The following is a 23078-nucleotide window of genomic DNA, read 5'->3' on the forward strand; positions in this document are numbered from 1 at the left end:
CCGGCGTCTTCAGCGGGGGCCCGGAAGCGCGGGCCCTAGTCGACCTCGGCCACCGCCTGGGCGAACTGTGCCTGGTAGAGGCGGGCGTAGGCTCCGCCGGACTCCAGCAGGTCCGTGTGGGTGCCCTGTTCCACGATGGCGCCGTCCTCCATCACGAGGATGGTGTCCGCGTCCCGGATGGTCGACAGACGGTGGGCGATCACGAACGACGTACGCCCGTGCGCCAGCTTCGCCATCGCCTTCTGGATCAGCACCTCGGTCCGGGTGTCCACGGAGCTGGTCGCCTCGTCGAGCACCAGGATCACCGGGTCCGACAGGAAGGCCCGGGCGATCGTGATGAGCTGCTTCTCGCCCGCGCTGACCCCCGTCCCCTCGTCGTCGATCACCGTGTCGTAGCCGTCGGGCAGGGTGCGGATGAACCGGTCGGCGTGCGCGGCGCGCGCCGCCTCCTCGATCTCCCCGCGCGTGACGTCCCGCGAGGCCCCGTACGCGATGTTGTCGGCGATCGAACCGCCGAACAGCCAGGTGTCCTGGAGCACCATCCCTATCCCGGACCTCAGCTCGTCACGGGACATGGAGGTCACGTCGACCCCGTCGAGGGTGATCCGGCCGCCCGTGACGTCGTAGAACCGCATGAGCAGGTTCACCAGGGTCGTCTTGCCGGCACCGGTCGGGCCGACGATGGCCACCGTGTGGCCCGGTTCCACCTTCAGCGAGAGATCCTCGATGAGCGGCTTCTCCGGGTCGTACCGGAAGGAGACGTTCTCCAGGGCCACCCGGCCGCGCAGCTCCTCGGGACGGGCCGACACCGTCGGGTCCGCCTCCTGCTCGTCCGCGTCCAGGACCTCGAAGACCCGCTCCGCCGAGGCGACACCCGACTGCACCAGGTTCGCCATCGACGCGACCTGCGTCAGCGGCATGGAGAACTGGCGGGAGTACTGGATGAAGGCCTGCACGTCACCGATCGACAGCGAGCCCGAGGCCACCCGCAGCCCGCCGACCACCGCCACCAGCACGTAGTTCAGGTTCGACACGAACATCATCAGCGGCTGCATGACGCCACTGTTGAACTGCGCCCGGAAACCGGCCTCGTACAGCTTCTCGTTCTGCTCGGCGAACTGCGCCGCCGACTCGTCCGCCCGCCCGAACACCTTCACCAGGGTGTGGCCGGTGTACATCTCCTCGATGTGGGCGTTGAGCTTGCCGGTGGTGCGCCACTGCTGCACGAAGTGCGGCTGCGAGCGCTTGCCGATCCGGGTGGCCACGACGAAGGACAGCGGCACCGTGACCAGCGCGACGAGCGCGAGCAGCGGCGACACCCAGAACATCATCGCGAGCACACCCACGATGGTCAGCAGCGAGTTGACGAGCTGGCCCATCGACTGCTGGAGCGTCTGCTGGATGTTGTCCATGTCGTTCGTCGCGCGGCTGAGCACCTCACCGCGCTGGCGCTTGTCGAAGTACGACAGCGGCAGCCGCGACAGCTTCGCCTGCAGGTCCTCGCGCATGCGGAAGACGGTCTTGTTCACGGCCCGGTTCACGAGCCGTGTCGCCACCGCCATCAGCAGGCCGGCCAGTAGGAACGTACCGAGCGCGAGCAGCAGCACGTGACCGACGGCGGTGAAGTCGATGCCCTGGCCGGGGGTGAAGTCCGTCCCCGAGAGCATGTCGGCGACGCCGCCCTTGCCGCTCGCGCGCAGCGAGTCGAGGGCCTGCTCCTTGGTGGCCCCGGCCGGCATCTGGCGCCCGACGATCCCCGCGAAGACCAGGTCGGTGGCCCGGCCGAGGATCTTCGGGCCGACCACCGAGAGGCCCACGCTGAGCACGACGGCGGCGAGCATCACGTACAGCGTGGCGCGCTCGGGCTTGAAGTGGGTGAGGAGCCGTCGGCCCGACACCTTGAAGTCCATCGAGCGCTGGTCGGGGCCGCCCCCGGCCATCATGCGTCCCATAGGCCCTGCCATCAGGCGGCCTCCGCTTCCGTGAGCTGGGAGAGCACGATCTCCCGGTAGGTCTCGTTGTCCGCCATCAGTTCGTGATGCCGTCCGGTGCCGACGACGCGGCCCTCGTCGAGGACCACGATCCGGTCGGCCTCCCTGATGGTCGACACCCGCTGGGCGACGATCACCACGGTCGCCTCCGCGGTCTCCTCGGTGAGCGCCGCGCGCAGCGCCGCGTCGGTCGCGTAGTCGAGGGCCGAGAAGGAGTCGTCGAACAGGTAGATCTCGGGGCGCTGCACCAGCGTGCGGGCGATGGCCAGGCGCTGGCGCTGGCCGCCGGACACGTTCGTCCCGCCCTGCGCGATCGGCGAGTCGAGACCGTTCTCGAGCTGCTCCACGAAGCCCTTGGCCTGCGCCACCTCCAGCGCGTGCCACAGCTCCTCGTCGGTCGCCTCCGGGTTGCCGTACCGCAGGTTCGTGGCGACCGTCCCCGCGAACAGGTAGGGCTTCTGCGGGACCAGTCCGACCGTTCTCGCCAGCAGCTTCGGGTCGATGGTCGCGACGTCCACGCCGTCGACGAGCACCTGGCCGTCGGTGGCGTCGAACAGGCGGGGGATCATGCCGAGCAGCGTCGACTTGCCGCTGCCGGTCGACCCGATGACCGCGGTGACCTCACCGGGGCGGGCGACCAGGCCGACGGCCTTCAGGACCGGCTCCTCGGCGCCCGGGTAGCGGAATCCGGCCTCGCGGATCTCCAGGTGGCCGTGCCGGCGCAGTTCCAGGACCGGCGCGACGGGCGGGACCACGCTGCTCTCGGTGGCCAGGACCTCCTGGATGCGCTCGGCGCAGACCTCCGCGCGCGGCACCATCATGAACATGAAGGTGGCCATCATCACGGACATCACGATCTGCATCAGGTAGGCGAGGAACGCGGTCAGATCGCCGATCTGCATGCCGCCGCTGTCGATGCGGTGGGCGCCGAACCAGACCACCGCGATGGACGACAGGTTCACCACCGTCATGACGATCGGGAACATCAGGGCCAGCATCCGGCCGGTGGCCAGCGACGTCTCCGTGAGCTCGGTGTTGGCGCCCTTGAAGCGGTCCTTCTCGTAGCCGTCGCGCACGAACGCGCGGATCACGCGGTTGCCGGTGATCTGTTCGCGCAGCACCCGGTTCACGGTGTCGAGGCGGACCTGCATGGTGCGGAACAGCGGGCGCAGCCGGCGCACGATGAGCGTCACGCAGATGCCGAGGGTCGGCACCACGGCGATGAGCACCGCGGACAGCGGCACGTCCAGGCCGAGGGCCAGGATGATCCCGCCCACACACATGATCGGCGCCGACACCAGCAGGGTGAACGTCATCAGCGCGAGCATCTGCACCTGCTGGACGTCATTGGTCGTGCGGGTGATCAGAGACGGCGCTCCGAAATGGCCGATCTCACGCGCCGAGAAGGACTGGACGCGGTCGAAGACGGCGGCGCGGATGTCCCGGCCCACCGCGGACGCCGTACGGGCGCCGTAGTAGACGGCTCCCATGTTGCAGACGACCTGGGCCAGCGAGATGCCGATCATCAGGGCGCCGAAGGACAGGATGTAGCCCGTGTCGCCCTTCACGACACCGTTGTCGATGATGTGCGCGTTGAGGGTGGGCAGGTAGAGCGTGGCGCAGGTCTGCAGGAACTGCAGCAGCACCAGCAGGGCGATGGGTTTCTTGTACGGACTGAGGTGGGTCCGCAGGAGTCGTATGAGCACGCGGGGTCTCTCGGAATCGTGGACGGCGGGGGTGACCGGCGGGTTGTGCATGATGCACGCCCCACCCCCTATCGTCGGACACTCCCCCCGCGTTACCTCAACCGATTAACCCAAGTGCGGACCAAAAATGGACTCCGCCTCCGTCTTCGGACGTACGTCCGTCAAGGCGTTACGCCCGGAATGCCCCGGGGTGCGTCTGTTCGCGTACGGATACGTACTGCTGCCGTACGGCCTGCCCCACGGCGAGTTCGTCGCCGGGCTCCAGCACCTGGGCGACCGGCCCCTGCCACATCGGCGGGGTCCGCGGGTCGAGCGTGCCCCGGGAGACGCCGAGGGCCCAGGCCGCCTGACGGGCCGCGCCGAGCGCCGCGTAGTCCGCGGGCTGCGGTACGACGACCTGAGCGCCGAACAGCGCGGGCGCCACGGCCTGGACGGCGGGCAGCTCGGCGGCCTGGCCGAGCAGGAAGATCCGGCGCACGTCGACACCCCGGCCGCGCAGCACGTCCAGCGCGTCCGCGAGCCCGCAGAGCATGCCCTCGAAGGCCGCTCGCGCCAGGTGTTCGGGCTTCATCGACTCCCGGCGCAGCCCGGCCAGCGTCCCCGCCGTGTGCGGCAGGTTCGGGGTCCGTTCGCCCTCCAGGTACGGCAGCAGGACGAGTCCGTGCGAGCCCGGCGTCGACTTCATCGCCAGCTCGGACAGTCCCTCCAGGTCGGACACGCCGAGCAGCTCCGCCGTCCCGCGCAGGGCCCGTACGGCGTTGAGCGTGGTCACGACCGGAAGGTGCATGCCGGTCGCGTCGGCCAAAGAGGTGATCATGCCGCTGGAGTCGGCCAGCGCCTCGGGGTGGACGGCCATCACGGAGCCGGAGGCGCCCAGCGACACCACCGCGTCGCCGAGCCCGATGCCGAGCCCGAACGCCGCGGCCATGGTCTCGCCGGTACCGGCGGATATCAGGAGCCCCTCGGGCGTGGTCCCCGCGGCCTCGTAGGGGCCGAGCACATCCGGCAGCCCGGCCTGGTGGCCGAGCGCCAGTTCGACGAGGTCCTGCCGGTACGCGCCGGTCGCCGCCGACCAGTACCCGGTCGCCGAGGCCCCGCCGCGGTCCGTGGTCCTGCGTACGGGGCGTCCGAGAAGCTGCCAGACCAGCCAGTCGTGGGCCTGGAGCAGCATGCTGGTGCGCCGCGCGGCCTCGGGCTCGGTCTTGCTCAGCCAGCGCAGCTTGGTGACCGGCTGCGCGGCCTGCGGGACGCTGCCCACCGCCTGCGCCCAGGCCTCGCGCCCGCCGAGCGCGTCGATCAGGTCGGCCGCGGCGACCTGCGCCCGCTTGTCGCCGCCGACCATCGCGGGGCGCACTGTGTTGCCCTGCGGGTCGAGCGGGACCAGCCCGTTCTGCTGGGCGGACACGCCGATGGCCTGGACGCCTTCGAGGAGCCCGCCGCCCGCCGCCTCGCCCAGGGACAGCAGCCAGGCCTGCGGATCCACGTCGGAGGGACGGCCGCCACCCTCGCCGCCGTCGATCGGATGTGGCGCATACCCCTGCCTGAGCACGGCGCCCGTGTCCGTGTCGCAGACGACGATGCGAGTGAAATCGGGCGCACTGTCCAGCCCGGCGACTATCCCCATGGCGGAAATTCTGCCGTACGGCGCGAGTCCGTGGCGCCGGGCCGGTGCACAGGACTCCGCCGTACGGGGAATCGGCGGCTCCGGGCGGTCACGCGGGGCTCCGCCGCAGCGGGGGAACCGGTGGCGACGCGCCGGTGCGCGGGGCTCGTCGTACGGGTGCCCGGCCGGCGCGTGGGACGCGCCGGCCGGGGGAGTCGGTGGCGCCGGGCCGGGGCACAGGACCGGCGCGCACCCCGTCCCTAGGTATTGCTGGTGCCCCAGTCGTCCTCGCCGGCGCCGGTCCCGTTCCGCTCGCGCAGGGAACGGACCCGGTCCGTGACCGAGTCGGGGACGCGGTCGCCGACCTTCTCGCTCACGGTGTGCAGCGCCTTGCCCGCGATCTCGCGGCTCTGCTGGGCCGCGGTCTCGGCGGTGTTGCGCACCGCGGGGTTCTGCGCGACCTGGCGCATGGACTTCTTCAGCTGTTCGTAGCGCTCGCGCCCGGCCCGCGTGCCGAGCACGTAACCCAGGGCCAGTCCGGCGACGAACGTGAGCCGGTAGCGCATGACGGCCACCCTTCCCTTGCGTCGGCATCGGTGTGGAGGGAACCGATTGGCGGAGCACCCCCCTGCTTGCGCTAATGTATGTGTCGCAGCAAGCGCACGCCCCCTGGCGAATACCCAGGTGGGTGCGTTCGATGCAAAGATCAATCCCCTGTAGCTCAATTGGCAGAGCAGCCGGCTGTTAACCGGCAGGTTACTGGTTCGAGTCCAGTCGGGGGAGCTCGATCTCCTGTAGCTCAATTGGCAGAGCAGCCGGCTGTTAACCGGCAGGTTACTGGTTCGAGTCCAGTCGGGAGAGCAACGAAAGAGGGCCCTTCGGGGTCCTTTTTCATGTCCGCAGGAACCGCCCAGGGCATGCCGAAGGCGTCATGGTCGCGTGAAGCCGACCAGCTGGAGCAGGAGATCGTATGAGCGGCTATGCTGCGGCAGACGGCGCGCACAAATGTGCGCGGCGCGCCGTAACGGGGCGGTAGCTCAGCCGGTTAGAGCAGCGGACTCATAATCCGTCGGCCGTGGGTTCGAGTCCCACCCGCCCCACCACTCGCCATGCGAGGAGAGGCCGTCAGGCCCACGGCAGGCGTCGACGGCCGCCGGAGGCGCACGGAGTCCGTCCGACTCCTTCCCCGGGATTCCCAGGCGCGCGAGACTGCGACATGGCATCAGCGGGACGACCGTCTCCACCCCCTCCGCGCGGACCGGTCATCGACCTCACGGGCCATCGCAGGGCCGTGAACACGGTGGCGTTCAGCCCCGACGGGCGGCTGCTGGCGTCCGGGAGCGACGACCGGGCCGGGATCCTCTGGGACTTCGCCGACGCGGCTCGTCCGGCCCCCGTCACCGAACTCACCGGCCATCGCAGGGCGGTGAACGCGGTGGCGTTCAGCCCGGACGGACGGCTGCTGGCGTCCGGAGCGGGCGACTGGACCGTCGTCCTCTGGGACGTCGGCGACCCGGCCCGTCCGGCCCGGCGGGCGACGCTCGTCCATCCACGCCCCGGCCCGCTGACGCGTGACGGCTGGCGGCAAGGCGGTGTCCACGCTGTGGCGTTCGCTCCGGACGGGCGGTCACTCGTCTGCGGAGTCGACCGGACCGTGGTCCTCTGGGACCTCGGCGACGCTGCGCGACCGGTGAGGACGGGCACGGGGATCGTCCCCCTGGCCCGCGGTGGGGACACGGCGCAGGTGTTCGCGGTGGCGTTCCGCCCCGACGGGCGGTCGCTGGCCTCCGGGGGCGAGAACGCGACCGTCACCCTGTGGGACGTCACCGACCCCGCGCACCTGGCCACGAGCGCCGCCCTCGTCGGCCACCGCGGCGCCGTGCGGGCTCTGGCCTTCCGCCCCGACGGACGGCTGCTGGCCGGCTGCGGAGCCGGCAGGAATATCACCTTGTGGGACACGAGCTGACGCGTTTTCCGCCACGGTGACATCCCCACCCATGGACGATCCGCCGATGACGTCTGCTGACAGTCTTTCAAATAACGTCATTTCAGGGGGTGTTGACGATCGCATTCCGGCACTCAAAGAGCGCGCACAGTTTCCGCGGTGTAGCTTCTACCCGTCAGTAGAGGCTTCAGCAAGGGTGGATACGTGGCTGCCCCTTCGCAAACCGAGAAGTTCGCCGCCTGCCTTCGGATGCTGAAGGACCGCAGTGGCCGGGGTTACGACCGCCTAGGCAAGGAAGCGGGCGTCAGCGGCTCCAGTCTGCATCGCTACTGCTCCGGCCTCGGCGTCCCGAGCGACTACCGGGTCGTGCACTCCTTCGGCAAGGTGTGCGGGGCCAGTCCGGAGGAGCTCCGCGAACTGCACCGGCTGTGGGCGCTGGCGGACACCGACCGGAACGTACCGGCCGTGAGCACGGCGACCGAACCGACCGACCCGAACGTCGAGGGCGAACCGGAACCGAATCCGGAACGGGTGCCGGCGGAGGACGCTCCGGCCGTGTCCGCCGGGACGGACCCCGGACCGGGCGTCGCCGTCCCCCCGGTGGCCCTCCCCGCCGGGGCCGGGCAGCCGCGACGGCCCCGGCTGCCCGAGAAGCTGTCCTCGCGTTTCGCGGTCCTGGCCGGCGCGGTCGTGGTCGTGATGGGGCTGGTGGCCGGCTTCGTATGGATGCCCGCCGATGCCCCGCCGCCGTCCGAGGAGGGGCTGCTGTACTCCTCCGCGTGCAAGTCGGTGAGCATGGGCCAGCACGACGAGTGCGTGCGGGAGGTCCAGACGCTGCTGGTGCGGGCCAAGGGCAGGCTCGCCGTCGACGGCGACTTCGGGCCCGAGACCCTGCGCAGACTCACCGCGTTCCAGGTGCTGGCGGGCATGCCGGCCAGCAGCGTGGTCGACGAGGGGACGAAGAAGGCGCTCTACGAGCGGAAGGTCAGCATGGCCACCTGGTCGCCGGACCGCGTGGCGAAGCGGATCCGTGAGGTGTTCGCCGAGGACCCCGGCACCGCCGTGGCCATCGCCCGCTGCGCCTCCTTCCTCGACCCGCTGTGGGTGCTGCCCAACACCAACGGCAGCCGCAACTGGGGCGTGTTCCAGATCTCCGACGTCCGCCTGCGGGAGCTCGGGGGCACCCCGCGGCGGGCGTTCGACCCCGAGTGGAACATCCGGGCGGCCCACCGGTTGTGGAGCGTCCGGCACGACTTCCACGACTGGCCCTCCTGCGAGGCGGCGCTCAAGGACTCGAAGGACTCGAAGAACTCCAAGGACTCGAAGAACTCCAAGAACTCCAAGAACTCCAAGGACTCCGAGGACACGGCGAAGAGCTGATCGGGAAGCCGCACCGAAGAGATGGAGCACGGAGGTCCCGGGTACTGCCCCGCGACACCCGGGACCTCCGCGTTCTGGATCCCCGGGACCTCCGTGCTCCCGATCACCGGGACCCTCGGCCCGGGGTCACCGGGGCCTCCGGCTCCGGCTCACCGGGAGCGTCAGACCGTCCCGCTCTCCCACCACCAGTCGCGGCCGAGGTCGGCCCGGCTGTCGACGTGCTGGTGGTCGACGGTGTACCGCTCCAGGCCGGAGAACCCGCAGGTCTCCGCCTTCTGGTAGACGGTCTTGGTGGCCACGCCGGGAACGTCGAGGTCGGCCGCGGTGCCGTACAGGTGCATGCTGTCGCTGGCCCCGCCGATGTCGGCGTTGTGCGCGATGCTGCGGAAGCCGGAGTTGACCGTGATCGGCTTGTCGCCGAGCTTCTTGCGCAGCGCCTCCAGCTTGTACATGCAGCGGCGGGCGTTCTCCTTCACCTGCGCCGCGCTCACCTTGCCGCCGTTGAAGTTGCCGCTCGCCTGGTCGTAGAACTCGCTCCAGTTGAAGTGGGCCGTGGAGCCGTCCGACTGCTCCAGGGCGTTGAGCTTCGCATGCGTGTTGGGACCGGCTATTCCGTCGTCGTCGAGGCCGTAGGCCGCCTGGAAGCGCTTGACGGCCGCGGCCGTGCCGGGGCCGAAGTCGCCGTCGAGGCCGACCCGGGTGTGACTGGCGCTGTCGGCCGCCCAGCCCGCGACCCGGATCTGGAGCTCCAGCACGTCGGCGCCGCTGTCGCCCTGCTTCATGGTGCGCGACCACGAGTAGGCCTGCGCGGTACCGGAGAGCAGCAGCGGGCTCAACGCGAGGCCGGCGCCGACGGCCAGCGTGCCGCGCAGCATGCTGCGGCGGTCGAGCGGGCGGCTGCCGACGGAACGGCCGGCGGCGGAACGGAAGAGGAAGGTCATCGTCGTCCTTTCGGAACGGTGGTGCGAGAAGGCGCGGAAAGAGGTCAGTAGGCGAGCTGGAAGTTCATGTTCTGCGCGTCCGTGTCATAGGGGCCGACGCGCAGGACGAAGCGGGTGCCGTCTTTGACGTCGGTGGCGACGGTCGCCCACGGGGTGCCGTGGAGGGAGTACGTGTTGTCGTTGTTGCACTTGGTGGTGTGGTCGACGAACACCACACACGCGTACAGGAACGCCCCGTTGTCCGTGGTGAGCCGCATGTTGATGTCACCGCACCGCGAGGACGTGGTGAAGGGGCCGAATTCCTTGGGTCCCACCTGGTAGCGGTAGTTCAGGTTCTTCGCGCCGCCGTAGCAGCTGGTCGCCGCGGCCGAGGACTGTGCGGCGGCGGGCGCGGCACCCGCTCCCAGCAGTGCGGCCACGGTGACGAGAGCCGAGGCGAGCGCCCTGGTCCTGATCATGGTGGTCTCCGTTCGGTGAAGTGGGTGAGAGGGTCAGAAGGCGATCTGGAAGGTGGCGGAACTGCCTTCCAGATCGACGCCGTTGGGCACGGTGAACCTGGTTCCGTTCAGGACGTCGGTGGCGATGGTCGTCCAGCTCCGGCCGATCTTGGTCCAGTAGTTGCAGGAGCCGGCCCTCGCGAACTGCACGCAGCCCCAGCCGAACTCGGCGTCGCCGCCGGTCATCCGCATGTTGATGTCCGTGCAGCGGCTCGTGGTCACGTACGGGCCGAAGTCACGCACCTCCCCGTAGTGCACCGTGACCGCTCCGCCGTAACAGCTCGTGGCGGCTGTGGCGGCCGAGGCGGGCGCCGGGACGCTGAGGCCCAGGGTGACGAGCAGGGCGACGAGGGACGCGCGGGCGAACCGGGCGGTCATGGGGACGCTCCTCGGTACGGCGACCGTGGCGGCCGGGGTCACCGGTTGGCCAGCCGGTCGAGGTCGGCCTGGGTGCCGTTGAACACGTCGCCGGTCGCCGGCGCCCGCAGGCCCGGGAAGATCGCGGCGTCGGTGTACTGCCACATCGTCCAGGTCGACGAGCCGTTCGGCACCGGCGGCTGGGTGATCGACTGGCGGTAGTCCGCGAGTTGGAGCGGATACCGGGCGAAGGCGGTGGTCGACCCCATGCAGTCGTCCAGGAAGGACTTCTGGGTGTAGATCATCGGAACGCGGCCGAAGGCGTTCTCCACCCGGTCGAGCCAGGCCTTGGCGTCGGCCACCGTGCCGTAGGTGGGACAGCGTCCGCTGCCGTCGTCCATGCGCTCCAGGTCGAAGATCGGCGGAAGGTCGCCCGCCCGCTTCCCCGTGTAGCCGGTCGCCCGCACGGCGGCGATGAACCGGTCGGCCTGCGCGGCACCCGTGTCGGTCGCCGTGCCCGTGTAGAAGTGGTACGGCGCCACGGCCAGCCCCGCCGTCCTGGCCCCTTCGAGGTCGGTGGCGAGGTATTCGTCGGTGACGTTCATGCCGCGGGTGGCCTTGACCGTCGCGAACTCGGCGCCCGAGGCCCGTACGGCCTTCCAGTCGATGGGCGCGCCGCCGGGGTGCTGGTACTTGGCCGTGTCCAGGCCGTCGATCGGGTGGCCGGCGGGGTGGGGCGGCGTGCAGTACGCGTTACGGCTGGACCAGTCCACCAGCTTCGCCCAGGTGTTGGGGCCCACGGCGCCGTCGGCACTGAGGTTGGCGCAGTGCTGGAGCTCGATGACCCGGTCCTCGGTGCCGCCCCCGAAGTCGCCGTCGATGGTCAGCGGCGGATAGTGGAACGGCTCCATGGCCAGGTTCAGCCGGCACTGGACCTCCTTGACCTCCTCGCTCTTCGCGCCCTTCTTCAGGGTCGGGCGCGCGTCGGTGTGGCCGCACACCGTCGCCTGCGCCGTCCCCGCCGTGCCCTGGGTCGCGCAGGTGTGCGGCTGGGCGGCCCAGGAGTTCAGCGCCGCCCAGGTGTTCGGGCCGAGCACGCCGTCCGCGCTCAGCCCGGCGCACCGCTGGAACTCCTTGACCCGCGTCTCGGTCGCCGCGCCGAACGAACCGTCCGCCGCGATCGGCGTGTACCGGCTCGGCTTCGTCGCCAGGTCGAGTTCGCACTGCGCCTCGACCGTCGCGTCCCCCGTGGATCCCTGCTTCAGCGTGGGCTGTTCGCTCGTGTGCCCGCAGACCGCGACCGCGGCGGCCGGGGCCGCCTGCACCGCCGCCGGCCCGCACAGGGGCAGGACCGCTGCCACGGCGAGGGTCAGACCCCGCAGTAGCGTCCTTGTTCCCATCTGGTGTTCCCCCTCTGATCAGTGGCCGGGAAACCTCCGGCCGCCGACCAGGCTGGCAGCGCCCGTCCCGCGGCGGATCCTCTCGATCCGGATCGGGACGACGGGACAGTCCCACCCACGTGACCTGCGGGAACGCAACACCTCTGGGACGGGCATGGGACACGGGCGGCGATGCCGGGGCGCGATCCGGCCCGCGGGAGGCTCGGTCAGCCGCTCGCGGACCGCTTCCCGGCGAGGAATCCCACCACCTCCCCGGGCACGATGTGCCCGGCCTCCGGTTCGTCCCACTGGACGGGATGGATGCCGTGGTCCGCGAGACTCCGTACGAACCGCTCGGGCAGCCTGTCGCCCTCGACCAGGTGGAGATCGAGGACCGCCTTCCGCGCCGAAGGCTCCAGTGCTTCCCACCACTGCGTGAGGCGCGCGCTGTGTGTGCTGTTCATGAGCCCAGGTGAACACGGACGATCAGCCGCGAACAACCGACAGCGCCGTTCGCGTGTCGGGCCCGGCCGGGCAGGGGGTCACCGCGGCGGAGCCGTGACGGAACATGCTGCTCGGAGGGTAGGAGGGGCGCATCCGTGGGCACCATGCGTCTATGCGCGTCGACGAGGACGCCGGTCTCATCAGTCATGAGGAGGGGTCATGAACCGTCAGATCCGGATTCGCGTCAACCGTCGGCCCGCCGCTCCGCGCGAGATGCCGATCGACCGCAGGACGCCGTCGGGCCGCCTGCTGCCGTACTGACGCACGCGCCCCGACTCACCCGCACCGACTCGTCCGCCGGTGCCGACGGAGCGGCCCGCCGGGTGGATTCCCGGCGGGCCGTGTCCTGTCCGGACGGTGTGTCCGGCCGTCACCGCCGGGCCGCGCTGCTGCGTACGACGGGGATCGCGCCCGCGCCGGACGGTTGTACGCCCCCGCCGGAGACCGGGGCCCGCCCTCCACCGCCATCGCCGGAGACCGGGGCCGCCCTTCACCGCTCCTGGCTGTCACAGCGGTGACTGCCAGGTGACGTCCGGGTCTGCCGAGGCGCCGTTCGGAGTGCCGTCGGCGCGGACGGTCAGGCGGACGCCGGGACGGCCGTCCGGCAGGGTCACCGTCACATCGACGGCGACCTCGATGCGCGACACCCCGGATCGTCGCGAGGCGGCGGCCAGGGCGCGCCGCAGCACGGAGAGCAGCCGGCCCGCCACCGGGTCCGTGATCCTGTTCTCCACCGGGCCCGTGAACCGGGTGGACGGCTGGACGCCGAGGACCGCCGCCGCGCCGGCGGTCTCGCGCAGGACCTTGCCGCGGAACGTGGTGGGGGCGTCGGCCGGCGGCTGCTGCAGCGCGAAGATGGCGGTGCGTACCTCCTGGACCGTGGCCTCGAGTTCGTCGACCGCCCGGCCGAGGGTCGCCGACACCTCCTCCGCCTCCCCGTCGCCGCCCTCGTTCGCGGCGTTCCTGCGCTGGGTCGACTCCAGCATCATGCCGGTCGCGAAGAGACGCTGTACGACGAGATCGTGCAGGTCACGGGCGATACGGTCGCGGTCCTCGTAGACCGCGAGGAGTTCACGGCCGTGCCGGGCGTCGGCCAGGACCAGGGCGAGCGCGGCCTGCGAGGCGAACTGGGTGGCCAGCAGGCGTTCGACCTCGGTGTACGGGCGGTCGCCCCGCCCGCGCGGCAGGGCCAGCGTGCCGATGAGCCGGCCCTCGGTCTGCAGGGGCAGCATCATGCTCGGCCCGAACCGGGACCGTACGGGGGTCGTCATCCGCGGGTCGGTCGCCGAGTCCTCGATGAACACCGGCTCCCCGCCGAGGAGTTGTTCGAGACCGGGGCTGCCGGGTGCGATGGTGGTGCCCACGAGGCCGGCGGGGTCCCCGGGGGTGGAGGCGACCACGATCTCCATGCCGCCCTCGGCCGTGGGCTCGAGGATGATCCCCGCCGAGGCTTCCGCGAGGATCCTGGCGCGTTCGGCGACCGTGGTCAGCGCGTCGGCCGCGGTCCCGCCGCTGAGCAGGGTCGTGGTGACGGCGGCGGCGCCCTCGATCCAGCGCTCCCGCTGGCGGGCCGTCTCGTACAGCCGGGCGTTGGCGATCGCGATACCGGCCTGCGTGGCGAGCAGGCGCACCACCTGCTCGTCCTCGCGGGTCACGGGCCCGGTGGACTTGTCCGCGAGACAGAGGTTGCCGAACACCTCGTCGTCGACCCGGATGGGAACGTCCAGACAGATGTCGACTTCCCACGGCTCACGGTGACCGGGGGAGGGGGGCTCCTCGGAGGCCGGGGACTCCTCCGACGGCAAGGCTTCCGCGGAGGCCCTGGACTCCTCGGACACCCCGGGTTCCTCGGGTTCCTTGGGCTCCCCGGACTCCCCGGACTCCCCGGACACCTCAGACTCTCCGGGCTCCTCGGACGCCCCGGACGCCCCGGACACCCCGGGCTCCCCCGACCCCCTGGACGTCCGGGGCTCCCCCGACGGAGGGTCCGTCCCCGGGAGGTGCGGACTCGCCGTGCGGATGCGTACCAGCCCGTCCCGCGCGGGGTCCCGCATGCCCAGCACCGCGTACCGGGCCCCGGTCAGCTCGGCGGCGGCGTCCACGATCCGCTGGAGGGTCGCGCGCAGTTCGAGTTCGGTGCCGACGCTGAGGACCGCCTCCAGCAGGGGCGGGAGTCCGGGCACCGGGTCGGTCGTACGAGGCCCCTCGGACACCGGTTCGCCGGTCCGCCGGTGCGTCAGTTGGCCAGGGGGTTCAGGATCATCGGCTCGATCTTGCCCTCCAGCATGTAGCCGAGGCCCTGCACGGCACAGAGTTCGGGCCGCTCGGCGATGTGGACGGGCACACCGGTCGCCTGCCGGAGCATCTGGTCGAGCCCGGGGAGCAGCGCGCTGCCGCCGACCATCATGATCCCGCGGTCGGCGACGTCCGCCACCAGATCGGGCGGGCAGGACCGCAGCACCTTGCCGATTCCGTCCAGTACGGCGGTCAGCGGCGTCTCGATCGCCATGCGGACGGCGGCGGTGTCGACCTTCACCGAACGCGCCAGCCCGGTCGCCACGTCCCGCCCGTGGATCTCGGTCAGGGCCGGCCCGTGCGGGGTCAGCCCGTTCCCGGAGAGGGCGAGCTGCAGGGGCCGTACGGCCTGACTCGGCAGCATCAGCTCGTGCTGGTGGCGCAGGTGCTGCACGATCGCGTGGTCGACGGCCTCACCGCCGACCGGGATGCGCTCGGCGGTGACGATCGAGCCCAGTGACAGCACGGCGAGCTGGGTCGCGGCGGCCCCGCACACCATGATCATGGTGGCCTCGGGACGTTCGACGGGCAGCCCGCAGCCGACCGCCGCCGCGATGAGGGTGTCGACGAGCTCGACCCGCCGCGCCCCGAGCCCGACCAGCGTCTCGATCGTGGCGCGCTGGGCCAGCGGGCCCGCGTCGTGCGGGGTGCAGGCCGCGGCCCGCAGCCGGGGCTTGCGGCGCAGGGTGCGCCGGACCTTGTCCCCCAGGAGCTGTCGCAGCATCCGCTGGGCCATGTCGATGTCGACGACGGTGCCGCCGGACACCGGGCGCACCACCCGGATGTACTCGGGGGTGCGGCCCGTCATCCGCTCCGCGAACTCCCCGACCGCGATCAGCGCGCCCGTCTTCGTGTTGATCGCCGCGACACTCGGCTGGTCGACGACCAGGCCCGCGCCCCGCACCCATACACGGGTCCGCGCCGCGCCCAGGTCGACGGCGAAGTGACAGCGGCGAAGCTGCTCCAGACTGGCGGTCATGGCAGGCCCTCCCGAGAGCGCAGACCGTGGGGCTCCGCCGGGCGGCGGTCCTTGACTCGCATCCTGCGGGCGCGACCGGGCCCGCGCCCCTTTTGGGCCGCCGGGCGAGGTACCGCCGTACGGGTGGTTGGAGGGAGCCAGGACGCGCCCGCGAGCCGCTCGCCGGGTCGAACCCACGGAGCCCGGCCCCGGGCCTCCGTCGCCGGGCGCCGGGAGCGCCCGGACGGTTCCCTGACGCAACGGCGTTGCCGCACAAGCCATTTGACGCTGTCCCAGTTTCTGCGGCTCCTACCGGCATGTCCTGGCGGGAAGCCGCCAGGGCGCCTTCCCGCCAGGCTCCGTCAATGTCACGGCAACACAAGCCCCCCGACACTCTTCGCAAGTACCGGGCGCCACCCCCTGCCCGGTGCGCGCACGGCCGACGAAGAGAGGCCATGAATGACCAGAGGACCACTGATACGACCGGCGGCGCTGCTGTCGGCCGGGCTCGTGTTCGCGCTGCTGCCCGCGGGCCGGGCCGGCGCGCAGGCCGCGGCCGGCACCACCGCCGCCCCGGCCGCGGCGAAGGCCGCCATCGCCGCGCACACCGTCACCCTCGTGACCGGGGACAAGGTCACCGTCACCGACGTCGGCGGCGGGAAGAGGACCGTCTCCGTCGTACGTCCCCGAGGGGCCACGGGGGCCGTGCGCACCCAGGTCGCGAACGGCACCGTCACCGTCGTACCGGACGAGGCGCTGCCGTACCTGAAGGCCGGCACCCTCGACCGGCGGCTGTTCGACGTCAGCGAGCTGATACGGCAGGGGCTCACCGACGGGCAGACCGGTGAGCTGCCGCTGATCGTGACGTACGACCCGAAGGCACGCACCACGGTCCCGGGCGGAGCCGAGCGGACGCGGTCCCTGCCGAGCATCCGCGGCGCGGCCGTCGACGCGGACAAGGGGCGGACCTTCTGGAAGGCGATGACCCGGCAGGCCGGGATCGGCAAGGTCTGGCTCGACGGACGCGTCAAGGCCGACATGGCCGAGAGCAACGCGCAGATCGGCACCCCGAAGGCATGGGAGACCGGGCTCACCGGCAAGGGCGTGACCGTCGCCGTCCTCGACACCGGCGTCGACACGAGCCACCCCGACCTCGCCGGCCGGGTCGCGCAGACCAAGAGCTTCATCGACGGGGAGGAGGTCGCCGACCGCAACGGGCACGGCACGCACGTCACCTCCACCGTCGGCGGCAGCGGCGCCGCCTCCGACGGCCAGGAGAAGGGCGTCGCCCCCGAGGCCACGCTCGCCGTCGGCAAGGTGCTCAGCGACGAGGGCTCGGGCAGCGAGTCGCAGATCATCGCCGGCATGGAGTGGGCCGCGCGCGACGTGCACGCCAAGGTCGTCTCGATGAGCCTCGGTTCGACCGAGCCGAGCGACGGCACCGACCCCATGGCCGCGGCCGTCGACACCCTCTCGAAGGAGACCGGCGCCCTCTTCGTCATCGCCGCGGGAAACACCGGCGCCCCCTCCTCCATCGGCTCGCCCGGCGCCGCCGACTCCGCCCTGACCATCGGCGCGGTCGACTCCGCCGACGAGGCCGCCTACTTCACCAGCGCCGGACCCCGCTACGGCGACAACGCGCTCAAGCCCGACCTCTCCGCCCCCGGCGTCGACATCCTCGCCGCCCGCTCCCAACTCGTGAGCGGCAGCGGCTACTACACCTCCATGAGCGGTACGTCGATGGCGACCCCGCACGTCGCCGGTGCGGCCGCGCTGCTCGCCCAGGAACACCCCGACTGGACCGGCGCGCGGCTCAAGGACGCGCTGATGTCCACCTCCGAGGAACTCGACGCCTCCGCCTACCGGTTGGGCGCCGGCCGGGTGAGCGTCCCGGACGTCGTCGACGCGAAGGTCACCGCCACGGGCAGCGTCGACCTCGGCTTCGTCGGCTGGCCCTACGAGGACGACAAGCCCGTCACCAGGACGATCACCTACTCCAACTCCTCCGACGCGGCGGTGGAGTTGACGCTCGCCGCGGAGGGGGCCGGCGAGGGTGTCGCCACCCTCGCCGACACCACGCTCACGGTGCCCGCGCACGGCACCGCCTCCACCACGCTCACCGGCGACGGCCGGAAGGCGCCCGTGGGCCAGACCTCGGGGCGGATCGTGGCGTCGGTGGACGGCACCCCCGTCGCGCACACCGCCTTCGGGCTGGTCAAGGAGGAGGAGCGGTACACGCTCACCGTCCATGTGAAGGACCGGGACGGCGGCCCGAGCGCGGCCTACCTCGTCGTGCAGCAGCTCGCGAAGGACGTCGACGCGTACTCGACGGCCGTCGACGACTCCGGCACGCTGAAGCTGCGGCTGCGCCCCGGCACGTACAGCCTCACGTCCTTCCTCGACGTGCGCGGCAGCCACGGCGCAGACTCCCTCGGCCTCGGCTTCCTCGCCGCACCCCAGATCGCCCTCGACCAGGACCGCGAAGTCACCCTGGACGGAAGGGCGTTGCGGGAGATCAGCGCCAAGGTCGGCCGGCGTACCGAGACCCGGCAACTGATCATGGAGTACGACCGCGCCGGCGGCGGCTCCGACCTGTTCGACGCGGTCCAACTCCCCATCAAGTACGACAGCGTCTTCGCCGCCCCGACCAAGAAGGTCACCGAGGGCACCTTCGCCTACCGGACCGTGTGGCGGCTGGGGAAGCCGCTCCTCGAGGTCGAGGGCGTCAAGGAGACGGTCGTCCAGCCGGGAACCACGCTGACCGAGGGCCGCACCAGGCTGCCGCTGGTCGACGTCGGAAGCGGACCGTTCACCGGCGTGAGCGGCAAGGCCGCGCTCGCGAGACTCACCGACGGCGTCTCGCCGGCCGCGCTCGCCCAGGCGGCCCAGGACGCGGGCGCCAAAGCCCTGTTCGTCACCGACGACTCGCCGGGACGCCTCAACGCCTGGTTCGGTACGGACGCCTACGAGGACCGGCCGCTTCAGGTCGCCACGGTCGACACGGCGGACGCGGCACGGCTGCGCGCGAAGCGGACCGTCGACATGACCGGCACCCGCAACTCGCCGTACGTGTACGACCTTTCGCACGGCTACACGGGAGCCGTCCCGGACCGGAGCCTCACCTACGAGCCCGGCAACAATGAACTGGCCGTGCTGGACACGAAGTTCCACGCGGTGAAGCCCGTCTCGGGCAGCGAGTACCGCTACTCGATCGTCGACCCCTTCCCCATCGGACTCGGCTTCCAGGAGCGGATCGACTACCCGGCCGAGCGCACCGACTACGTCTCCACCGGCACCGGACAGACCTGGATGGAGTCCGTGAACGTCGGGACGGGCGCGCTGGAGGAACGCAGCGGCCTGGTCGCCTACCGGGGCGGCGCCCACCGGACCCTGAACTGGTTCAAGCCCGTCTGGCACCCCTGGCTCGGCACCGGACTCGGCTGGGGCCAGCAGCGCGCGGGCAACGTCATCCAGTTCAACACGCCCGGCTGGGGCGACTCCGGGCCCGACCACACCGGCTTCGGCGACGTGTGGAGCGAAGACACCGGGATGACGCAGTTCACCGCGGTCTACCAGGACGGTGTCCTGCTCGCCCGGCGACAGAGCTCCGCGGGATACGTCTGGGACGCGCCCGCCGACGAGCACACCTACAAGGTCGTCACGGACACGACCCTCGACCCCGAGCGCTGGAAGCTCTCCACCAAGGGCCACACCGAGTGGACCGTCCGCTCGGCGGCCACCCCCGACGACCGCTGGACCTTCCTCCCGCTCGTCAACCTCGGCTACGACATCGACACCGACCTCGCGGGCGACGTGCGCGGCGGCCGGGTGCCGGTCGGCATCCACGCCGAGTACGTGAAGGGCGCGCCGGACACCGGCACCCTCGGCGGCGGAAAGCTGGAGGTGTCCTACGACGACGGGGCCACCTGGAAGACCGTCCCGCTGAGCGGCGGCGGCACGGCGCGCTGGAAGGGCACGCTGAACGTCCCGCGCGGCGCCGCGTTCGTGTCGCTGCGGGCCTCCGCCCACGACGACCGGGGCGGCTCGGTCAGCCAGGAGATCATCCGGGCGGTGGGTGTCCGGTGACCGGTCGCCGGGTGGCGGGCCGCCCGGGGCGGGAGCCCGCCGCCCGGTCCCTTCCCTCCGGCACGCCGCCACGGCGGCGGCACGGAGAGCGGGCGGCCACCGCCGTGGTGCCGTGGTGCCCGTGTGAGCGGGCGCCCACCCTCGTGGCGCCCGCGTGAGCAGGCGGCCGTCGGGTCCTCCCGGGAGTGAGGAGCCGGCGGCCGCCGTCCGTTCGCCGTCAGGGGCGGTGCGGCGAGATGCCCCGGATCACTCCCAGGTCCAGCAGGTCCTGCGGCCGTACCCGGAGCTGGGCGGCCGTCGCCCGGACCTCGTCGGCGGGCCGCTTGAGGATCGCGGCCGCCGACTCCGGCGCGATGACGGAGAAGTAACTGTCCGGCGTGGCCCAGGTGTTGCCGGGAGCGGCCAGCGCCAGCGCACCGCCCGAGCCGCCCTCACCGATCACCAGGGTGGTGACGGGCGTCCGGGCGGTGGCGACCGCCGCGAACAGGTCCGCGATCGCCGAACCGGCCCCCTGCCGCTCGGCGAGGGCGTCGTTCGCGGCGCCCGGGGTGTCCACCAGCGTCAGGACCGGGATGCCGAGCCGTCCCGCCATCCGCACCAGCCGGGCCGCCGTGCGGTATCCGGCGGGACGGGTGGGGGTCCCGCGCTGGGCGGCGTATGCGACGGTCCGCCCGTCGCGCGCGCGGCCGAAGCCGCACAGCACGCCGTCGTCGGTGCCGCCGCATCGGTCGCCGCCGATCGCCGCCCGGCGGGTGAAGTACGCGTCCAAGTAGGCCTCGGCGCGCGGGCGTCCGGCGGACCGGGCCCGCCGCACCGCCTCCCAGCCCGTCGCGGGCGGGTCGGTCGCGTCACCCAGCGCCGCCGGGACGGGCGCCGCCCCGACGGCGGGCAGGGTCAGCAGGTCCAGCCACAGGGCGAGCGCCTCCCGCAGCCCGTCCTTCGGCACGAGGGCGTCGACCGAGCCCGCCGCGACCTGCGCCTCGGCGGTGTACGCGGCCGGGTCCGCGTCGGGCGGGCGGACCCGGGAGCCCGCGAAGGCGACCTGGGCGCCCGGCAGCGCCAGGGTCACATCGGCGCCCGCGCCGAGCGTGGCCCAGCCCCCTCCCGTCGTCGGGTCCCGCAGCACCGCGATCTGCGCGAGCCCCGCCTCCCTGACCAGCGCCGACTGCCGTGCCACCCGCTGGAGCTGGGTCAGCGCGAGCATGCCCTCCTGCATCCGGCTGCCGCCCGTGGCGACGAGCGAGACGACCGGCAGCCGGTGCGTACGGGCGTGGTCGTAGGCCGCCTCCAGACGGTCCCCGGTGCGTTCGCCGAGGGAACCGCCGAGGAAGCCGAACTCGAAGGCGACGAGGACGGCGGTGACCGGACCGAGCGGATCCCTGCCGTCAATCGTGGTGCCGAAACTCGCCGTCCCGAACGTCGCGGTACCGCAGACGACGGACTCCTCCTCGCCGGTACGGGCCGCCGCACGCGCCCGCGCGTCGCCGTACCCCTTCCAGGAGAGCGGACCATCGTGCGGGAACTCGCCTTCGGGGGAAGGGAGTTCGGCGAAACTGTCGGTGACCAGGGCGATGGCCTCTCGGGCCGAGATCCGTTCAGTCACGCGGCAGCTCCCGCTTCAGGATCTTGCCCATGTCGTTGCGCGGCAGCTCCGCCAGGAAGCGCACGGTGCGCGGCCGTTTGTGCGGGGCGAGCCGCCGGGCCACGTGGTCGGCCAGCTCGTCCGCGGACGGCGGCGCCTGGGGGTCGAGCGGGACGATCCAGGCGGCGACGCGCTCACCGAGGTCGGCGTCCGGCTCCCCGGCGACGGCGGCCTCACGCACCCCGGGGTGTTCGAGGAGCGCGTTCTCGATCTCGCCCGCGCCGATCTTGTAACCGCCGCTCTTGATCAGGTCGGTGGCCTTGCGGCCGACGATGCGGACCGAGCCGTCGGGGTCGAGGACCGCCATGTCGCCGGTGCGGAACCAGCCGTCGGCGGTGTACGCGGCGGCCGTGGCGTCGGGCCGGTTCAGGTACTCGGTGAAGAGGTTCGGCCCGCGCACCTGGATCTCGCCCACACGCTCGCCGGCGTACGCCCCGGCCGGTGTGCCGTCGGCCTCGTACCAGGCGATCGCCGTCCCGTCCTCCTCGACGAGCCGCAGACCGACGCCGGGCAGCGGCACGCCCACCGTGCCGGGGCGGACCTCCCCGTCGGCGCGGACGCTCGTGTTCATCAGGGTCTCCGTCATGCCGTACCGCTCGACGACCCCCCGCCCGGTCGCGGCACTGATCCGCTCGTGGTCGTGCAGGGGCAGCGCGGCGGAGCCCGACACCAGCAGCCGCGCCCCGCCCAGCGCCTTGGCGAGCGCGGGGTCCTCGCCGAGCGCCTCGGCGAGCCGGTGGTACATCGTCGGCACCCCGAACAGCATGGTCGCCCCGGCGCCCAGTTCCCGTGCCACGCCCTCCGCGCTGAACCGGCCCAGATGCCGCACGGACCCGCCGCGCCGCAGCGGGCCCAGGACGCCGATGATCAGCCCGTGCACGTGGAACAGCGGCAGGCCGTGCACCAGCACGTCGTCGCCGGTCCACTGCCAGGCGTCGGCCAGGGCGTCCAGGGTCGCGGCGATCGCCCGGCGCGGGATGACCGCGCCCTTGGGCGGGCCGGTGGTGCCGGACGTGTAGACGATCAGGGCGGGGGCGGCGGGGTCGGTGACCGCGCCGGAGCCGACGACGCCCGCATCCCCGGGGCTCCCGGCCTCTGCACCCGCGGGGCTCCCGGCCCGTGCGCCCGCGGGGCCCCCGGCCCCCGTGGCTGCCGCCGACTCCGCTCGGGTCGGCGCCGCCTCGGCGTTCACCTCGACATCCACGCGCTCCAGCCCCCCGAGCGGCGCGGGCAGCCGGTCACCCGGGGCCGCGAGCACCAGGGACGGCGTGCTGTCGCGCAGGATGTGGCCGAGTTCCGTCTCCCCCGACCTCGGGTTCAGCGGCACGGCCGGCACCCCGGCGAGCAGCGCCGCGACGACACCCACGGCCGTCTCCAGGGCCGGCGTGGCCCAGACGGCGACCCTCCCGGCGCCGTCGAGCCGCGCGGCCAGCGCTTGCGCCGAGGCGGCCAGTTCCGCGTACGTCAGGGACCGATCGCCGAAGCGCAGCGCGGACCGGTCCGCGACCGAGCCGCTCACCAGGGCCGGGAAGAGGGAGAACACGAGGACTCCTTGCCGAGAGGACTTCACCGGGAGGGACACGCTCTTCCTACACGATCGGAATCCCGGACCGGGCGGTCGGCCGCGCGATCGCGCCGAGGACGTGGAGGGGGAGCGCAGGCTCCGTAAGGATCGCCGCGAAACGGGGAACGATCGCCGGGGAACCGTGGCGTGGACGGACCCGGACACGTAGTGTCGGGCTCGCGTCACAACTTGACGAGTCAACTGCCGGGAGACCTTTGGTGAGTGAGTCC

16 protein-coding genes and 3 tRNA genes are annotated in these 23078 nt (G+C 72.2%); 6 read left to right on the plus strand and 13 right to left on the minus strand.

What is annotated here, in order from left to right; genetic code table 11:
• Positions 1-35: 35 nt before the first annotated feature.
• The 4 genes from ACIQ7M_RS10385 to ACIQ7M_RS10400 all read right to left on the minus strand — a co-directional run bounded on the left by ACIQ7M_RS10385 (position 36) and on the right by ACIQ7M_RS10400 (position 5866).
• Positions 36-1964: an ABC transporter ATP-binding protein gene (locus ACIQ7M_RS10385; RefSeq protein ID WP_403642041.1), complete on the minus strand. Its 1929-nt coding sequence runs from the start codon at positions 1962-1964 to the stop codon at positions 36-38.
• Entirely contained in the window at positions 1964-3697 is a 1734-nt protein-coding gene (locus ACIQ7M_RS10390) for an ABC transporter ATP-binding protein (RefSeq protein ID WP_403642044.1), read from the minus strand. The genes ACIQ7M_RS10385 and ACIQ7M_RS10390 overlap by 1 nt, the downstream gene beginning before the upstream one ends.
• A 169-nt stretch (positions 3698-3866) precedes the next feature.
• A complete protein-coding gene (locus ACIQ7M_RS10395; protein WP_355765014.1) occupies positions 3867-5321 on the minus strand; it encodes an FGGY family carbohydrate kinase in 1455 nt (484 codons plus the stop codon).
• 239 nt (positions 5322-5560) lie between these two features.
• Positions 5561-5866, minus strand: coding sequence for a YtxH domain-containing protein (locus ACIQ7M_RS10400; RefSeq protein WP_355765017.1), 306 nt, complete (start codon positions 5864-5866; stop codon positions 5561-5563).
• Positions 5867-6010: 144 nt separating this feature from the next.
• On the opposite strand from ACIQ7M_RS10400, the gene ACIQ7M_RS10405 reads away from it, so the two are divergent.
• From ACIQ7M_RS10405 to ACIQ7M_RS10425, 5 genes are all read left to right on the plus strand, one after another.
• A tRNA-Asn gene (locus ACIQ7M_RS10405) sits at positions 6011-6083 on the plus strand.
• A gap of 5 nt (positions 6084-6088) precedes the next feature.
• Positions 6089-6161: transfer RNA gene (locus ACIQ7M_RS10410), tRNA-Asn, on the plus strand.
• Positions 6162-6326: 165 nt separating this feature from the next.
• Positions 6327-6403: transfer RNA gene (locus tag ACIQ7M_RS10415), tRNA-Ile, on the plus strand.
• 113 nt (positions 6404-6516) lie between these two features.
• A complete protein-coding gene (locus tag ACIQ7M_RS10420; RefSeq protein ID WP_403642048.1) occupies positions 6517-7266 on the plus strand; it encodes a WD40 repeat domain-containing protein in 750 nt (249 codons plus the stop codon).
• A gap of 183 nt (positions 7267-7449) precedes the next feature.
• Positions 7450-8625, plus strand: coding sequence for a helix-turn-helix domain-containing protein (locus ACIQ7M_RS10425; protein ID WP_403642051.1), 1176 nt, complete (start codon positions 7450-7452; stop codon positions 8623-8625).
• 161 nt (positions 8626-8786) lie between these two features.
• On the opposite strand, the gene ACIQ7M_RS10430 is transcribed toward ACIQ7M_RS10425, so the two are convergent.
• The 7 genes from ACIQ7M_RS10430 to ACIQ7M_RS10460 all read right to left on the minus strand — a co-directional run bounded on the left by ACIQ7M_RS10430 (position 8787) and on the right by ACIQ7M_RS10460 (position 15577).
• On the minus strand, positions 8787-9566 hold the full coding sequence (locus ACIQ7M_RS10430; protein WP_403642054.1) for a D-Ala-D-Ala carboxypeptidase family metallohydrolase: 780 nt from the start codon (positions 9564-9566) through the stop codon (positions 8787-8789).
• A gap of 44 nt (positions 9567-9610) precedes the next feature.
• Entirely contained in the window at positions 9611-10024 is a 414-nt protein-coding gene (locus tag ACIQ7M_RS10435) for a hypothetical protein (RefSeq protein ID WP_403642057.1), read from the minus strand.
• 33 nt (positions 10025-10057) lie between these two features.
• The gene (locus ACIQ7M_RS10440) at positions 10058-10441 is read right to left on the minus strand and encodes a hypothetical protein (RefSeq protein ID WP_403642060.1); all 384 of its coding nucleotides are present in this window, start codon (positions 10439-10441) and stop codon (positions 10058-10060) included.
• A 38-nt stretch (positions 10442-10479) separates the two neighbouring features.
• Positions 10480-11820: a GH25 family lysozyme gene (locus ACIQ7M_RS10445; protein WP_403642063.1), complete on the minus strand. Its 1341-nt coding sequence runs from the start codon at positions 11818-11820 to the stop codon at positions 10480-10482.
• Positions 11821-12026: 206 nt separating this feature from the next.
• Positions 12027-12263 (minus strand): hypothetical protein, encoded by a 237-nt coding sequence (locus tag ACIQ7M_RS10450; protein WP_355765037.1) that lies wholly within the window; start codon positions 12261-12263, stop codon positions 12027-12029.
• A 546-nt stretch (positions 12264-12809) separates the two neighbouring features.
• A complete protein-coding gene (locus ACIQ7M_RS10455) occupies positions 12810-14486 on the minus strand; it encodes a GAF domain-containing protein (RefSeq protein WP_403642067.1) in 1677 nt (558 codons plus the stop codon).
• Positions 14487-14539: 53 nt separating this feature from the next.
• Entirely contained in the window at positions 14540-15577 is a 1038-nt protein-coding gene (locus ACIQ7M_RS10460) for a rod shape-determining protein (RefSeq protein ID WP_355765043.1), read from the minus strand.
• A gap of 438 nt (positions 15578-16015) precedes the next feature.
• Here ACIQ7M_RS10460 and ACIQ7M_RS10465 point away from each other — a divergent pair, with 438 nt between their 5' ends.
• Positions 16016-19642, plus strand: a complete 3627-nt coding sequence (locus ACIQ7M_RS10465; RefSeq protein WP_403642071.1) for a S8 family serine peptidase — start codon at positions 16016-16018, stop codon at positions 19640-19642.
• A 217-nt stretch (positions 19643-19859) separates the two neighbouring features.
• On the opposite strand, the gene ACIQ7M_RS10470 is transcribed toward ACIQ7M_RS10465, so the two are convergent.
• Positions 19860-21245 carry a carboxyl transferase domain-containing protein gene (locus ACIQ7M_RS10470; protein ID WP_403642074.1) on the minus strand — a complete coding sequence of 462 codons (1386 nt, stop codon included), beginning with the start codon at positions 21243-21245 and terminating at the stop codon, positions 19860-19862.
• Positions 21238-22827, minus strand: coding sequence for an acyl-CoA synthetase (locus ACIQ7M_RS10475; RefSeq protein WP_403642077.1), 1590 nt, complete (start codon positions 22825-22827; stop codon positions 21238-21240). Before ACIQ7M_RS10475 ends, ACIQ7M_RS10470 begins: the two co-directional genes overlap by 8 nt.
• Between the last annotated feature and the right edge of the window lie 251 nt (positions 22828-23078).

Source organism: Streptomyces sp. NPDC096324, assembly GCF_044763015.1.
Classification (GTDB): Bacteria; Actinomycetota; Actinomycetes; order Streptomycetales; family Streptomycetaceae; genus Streptomyces.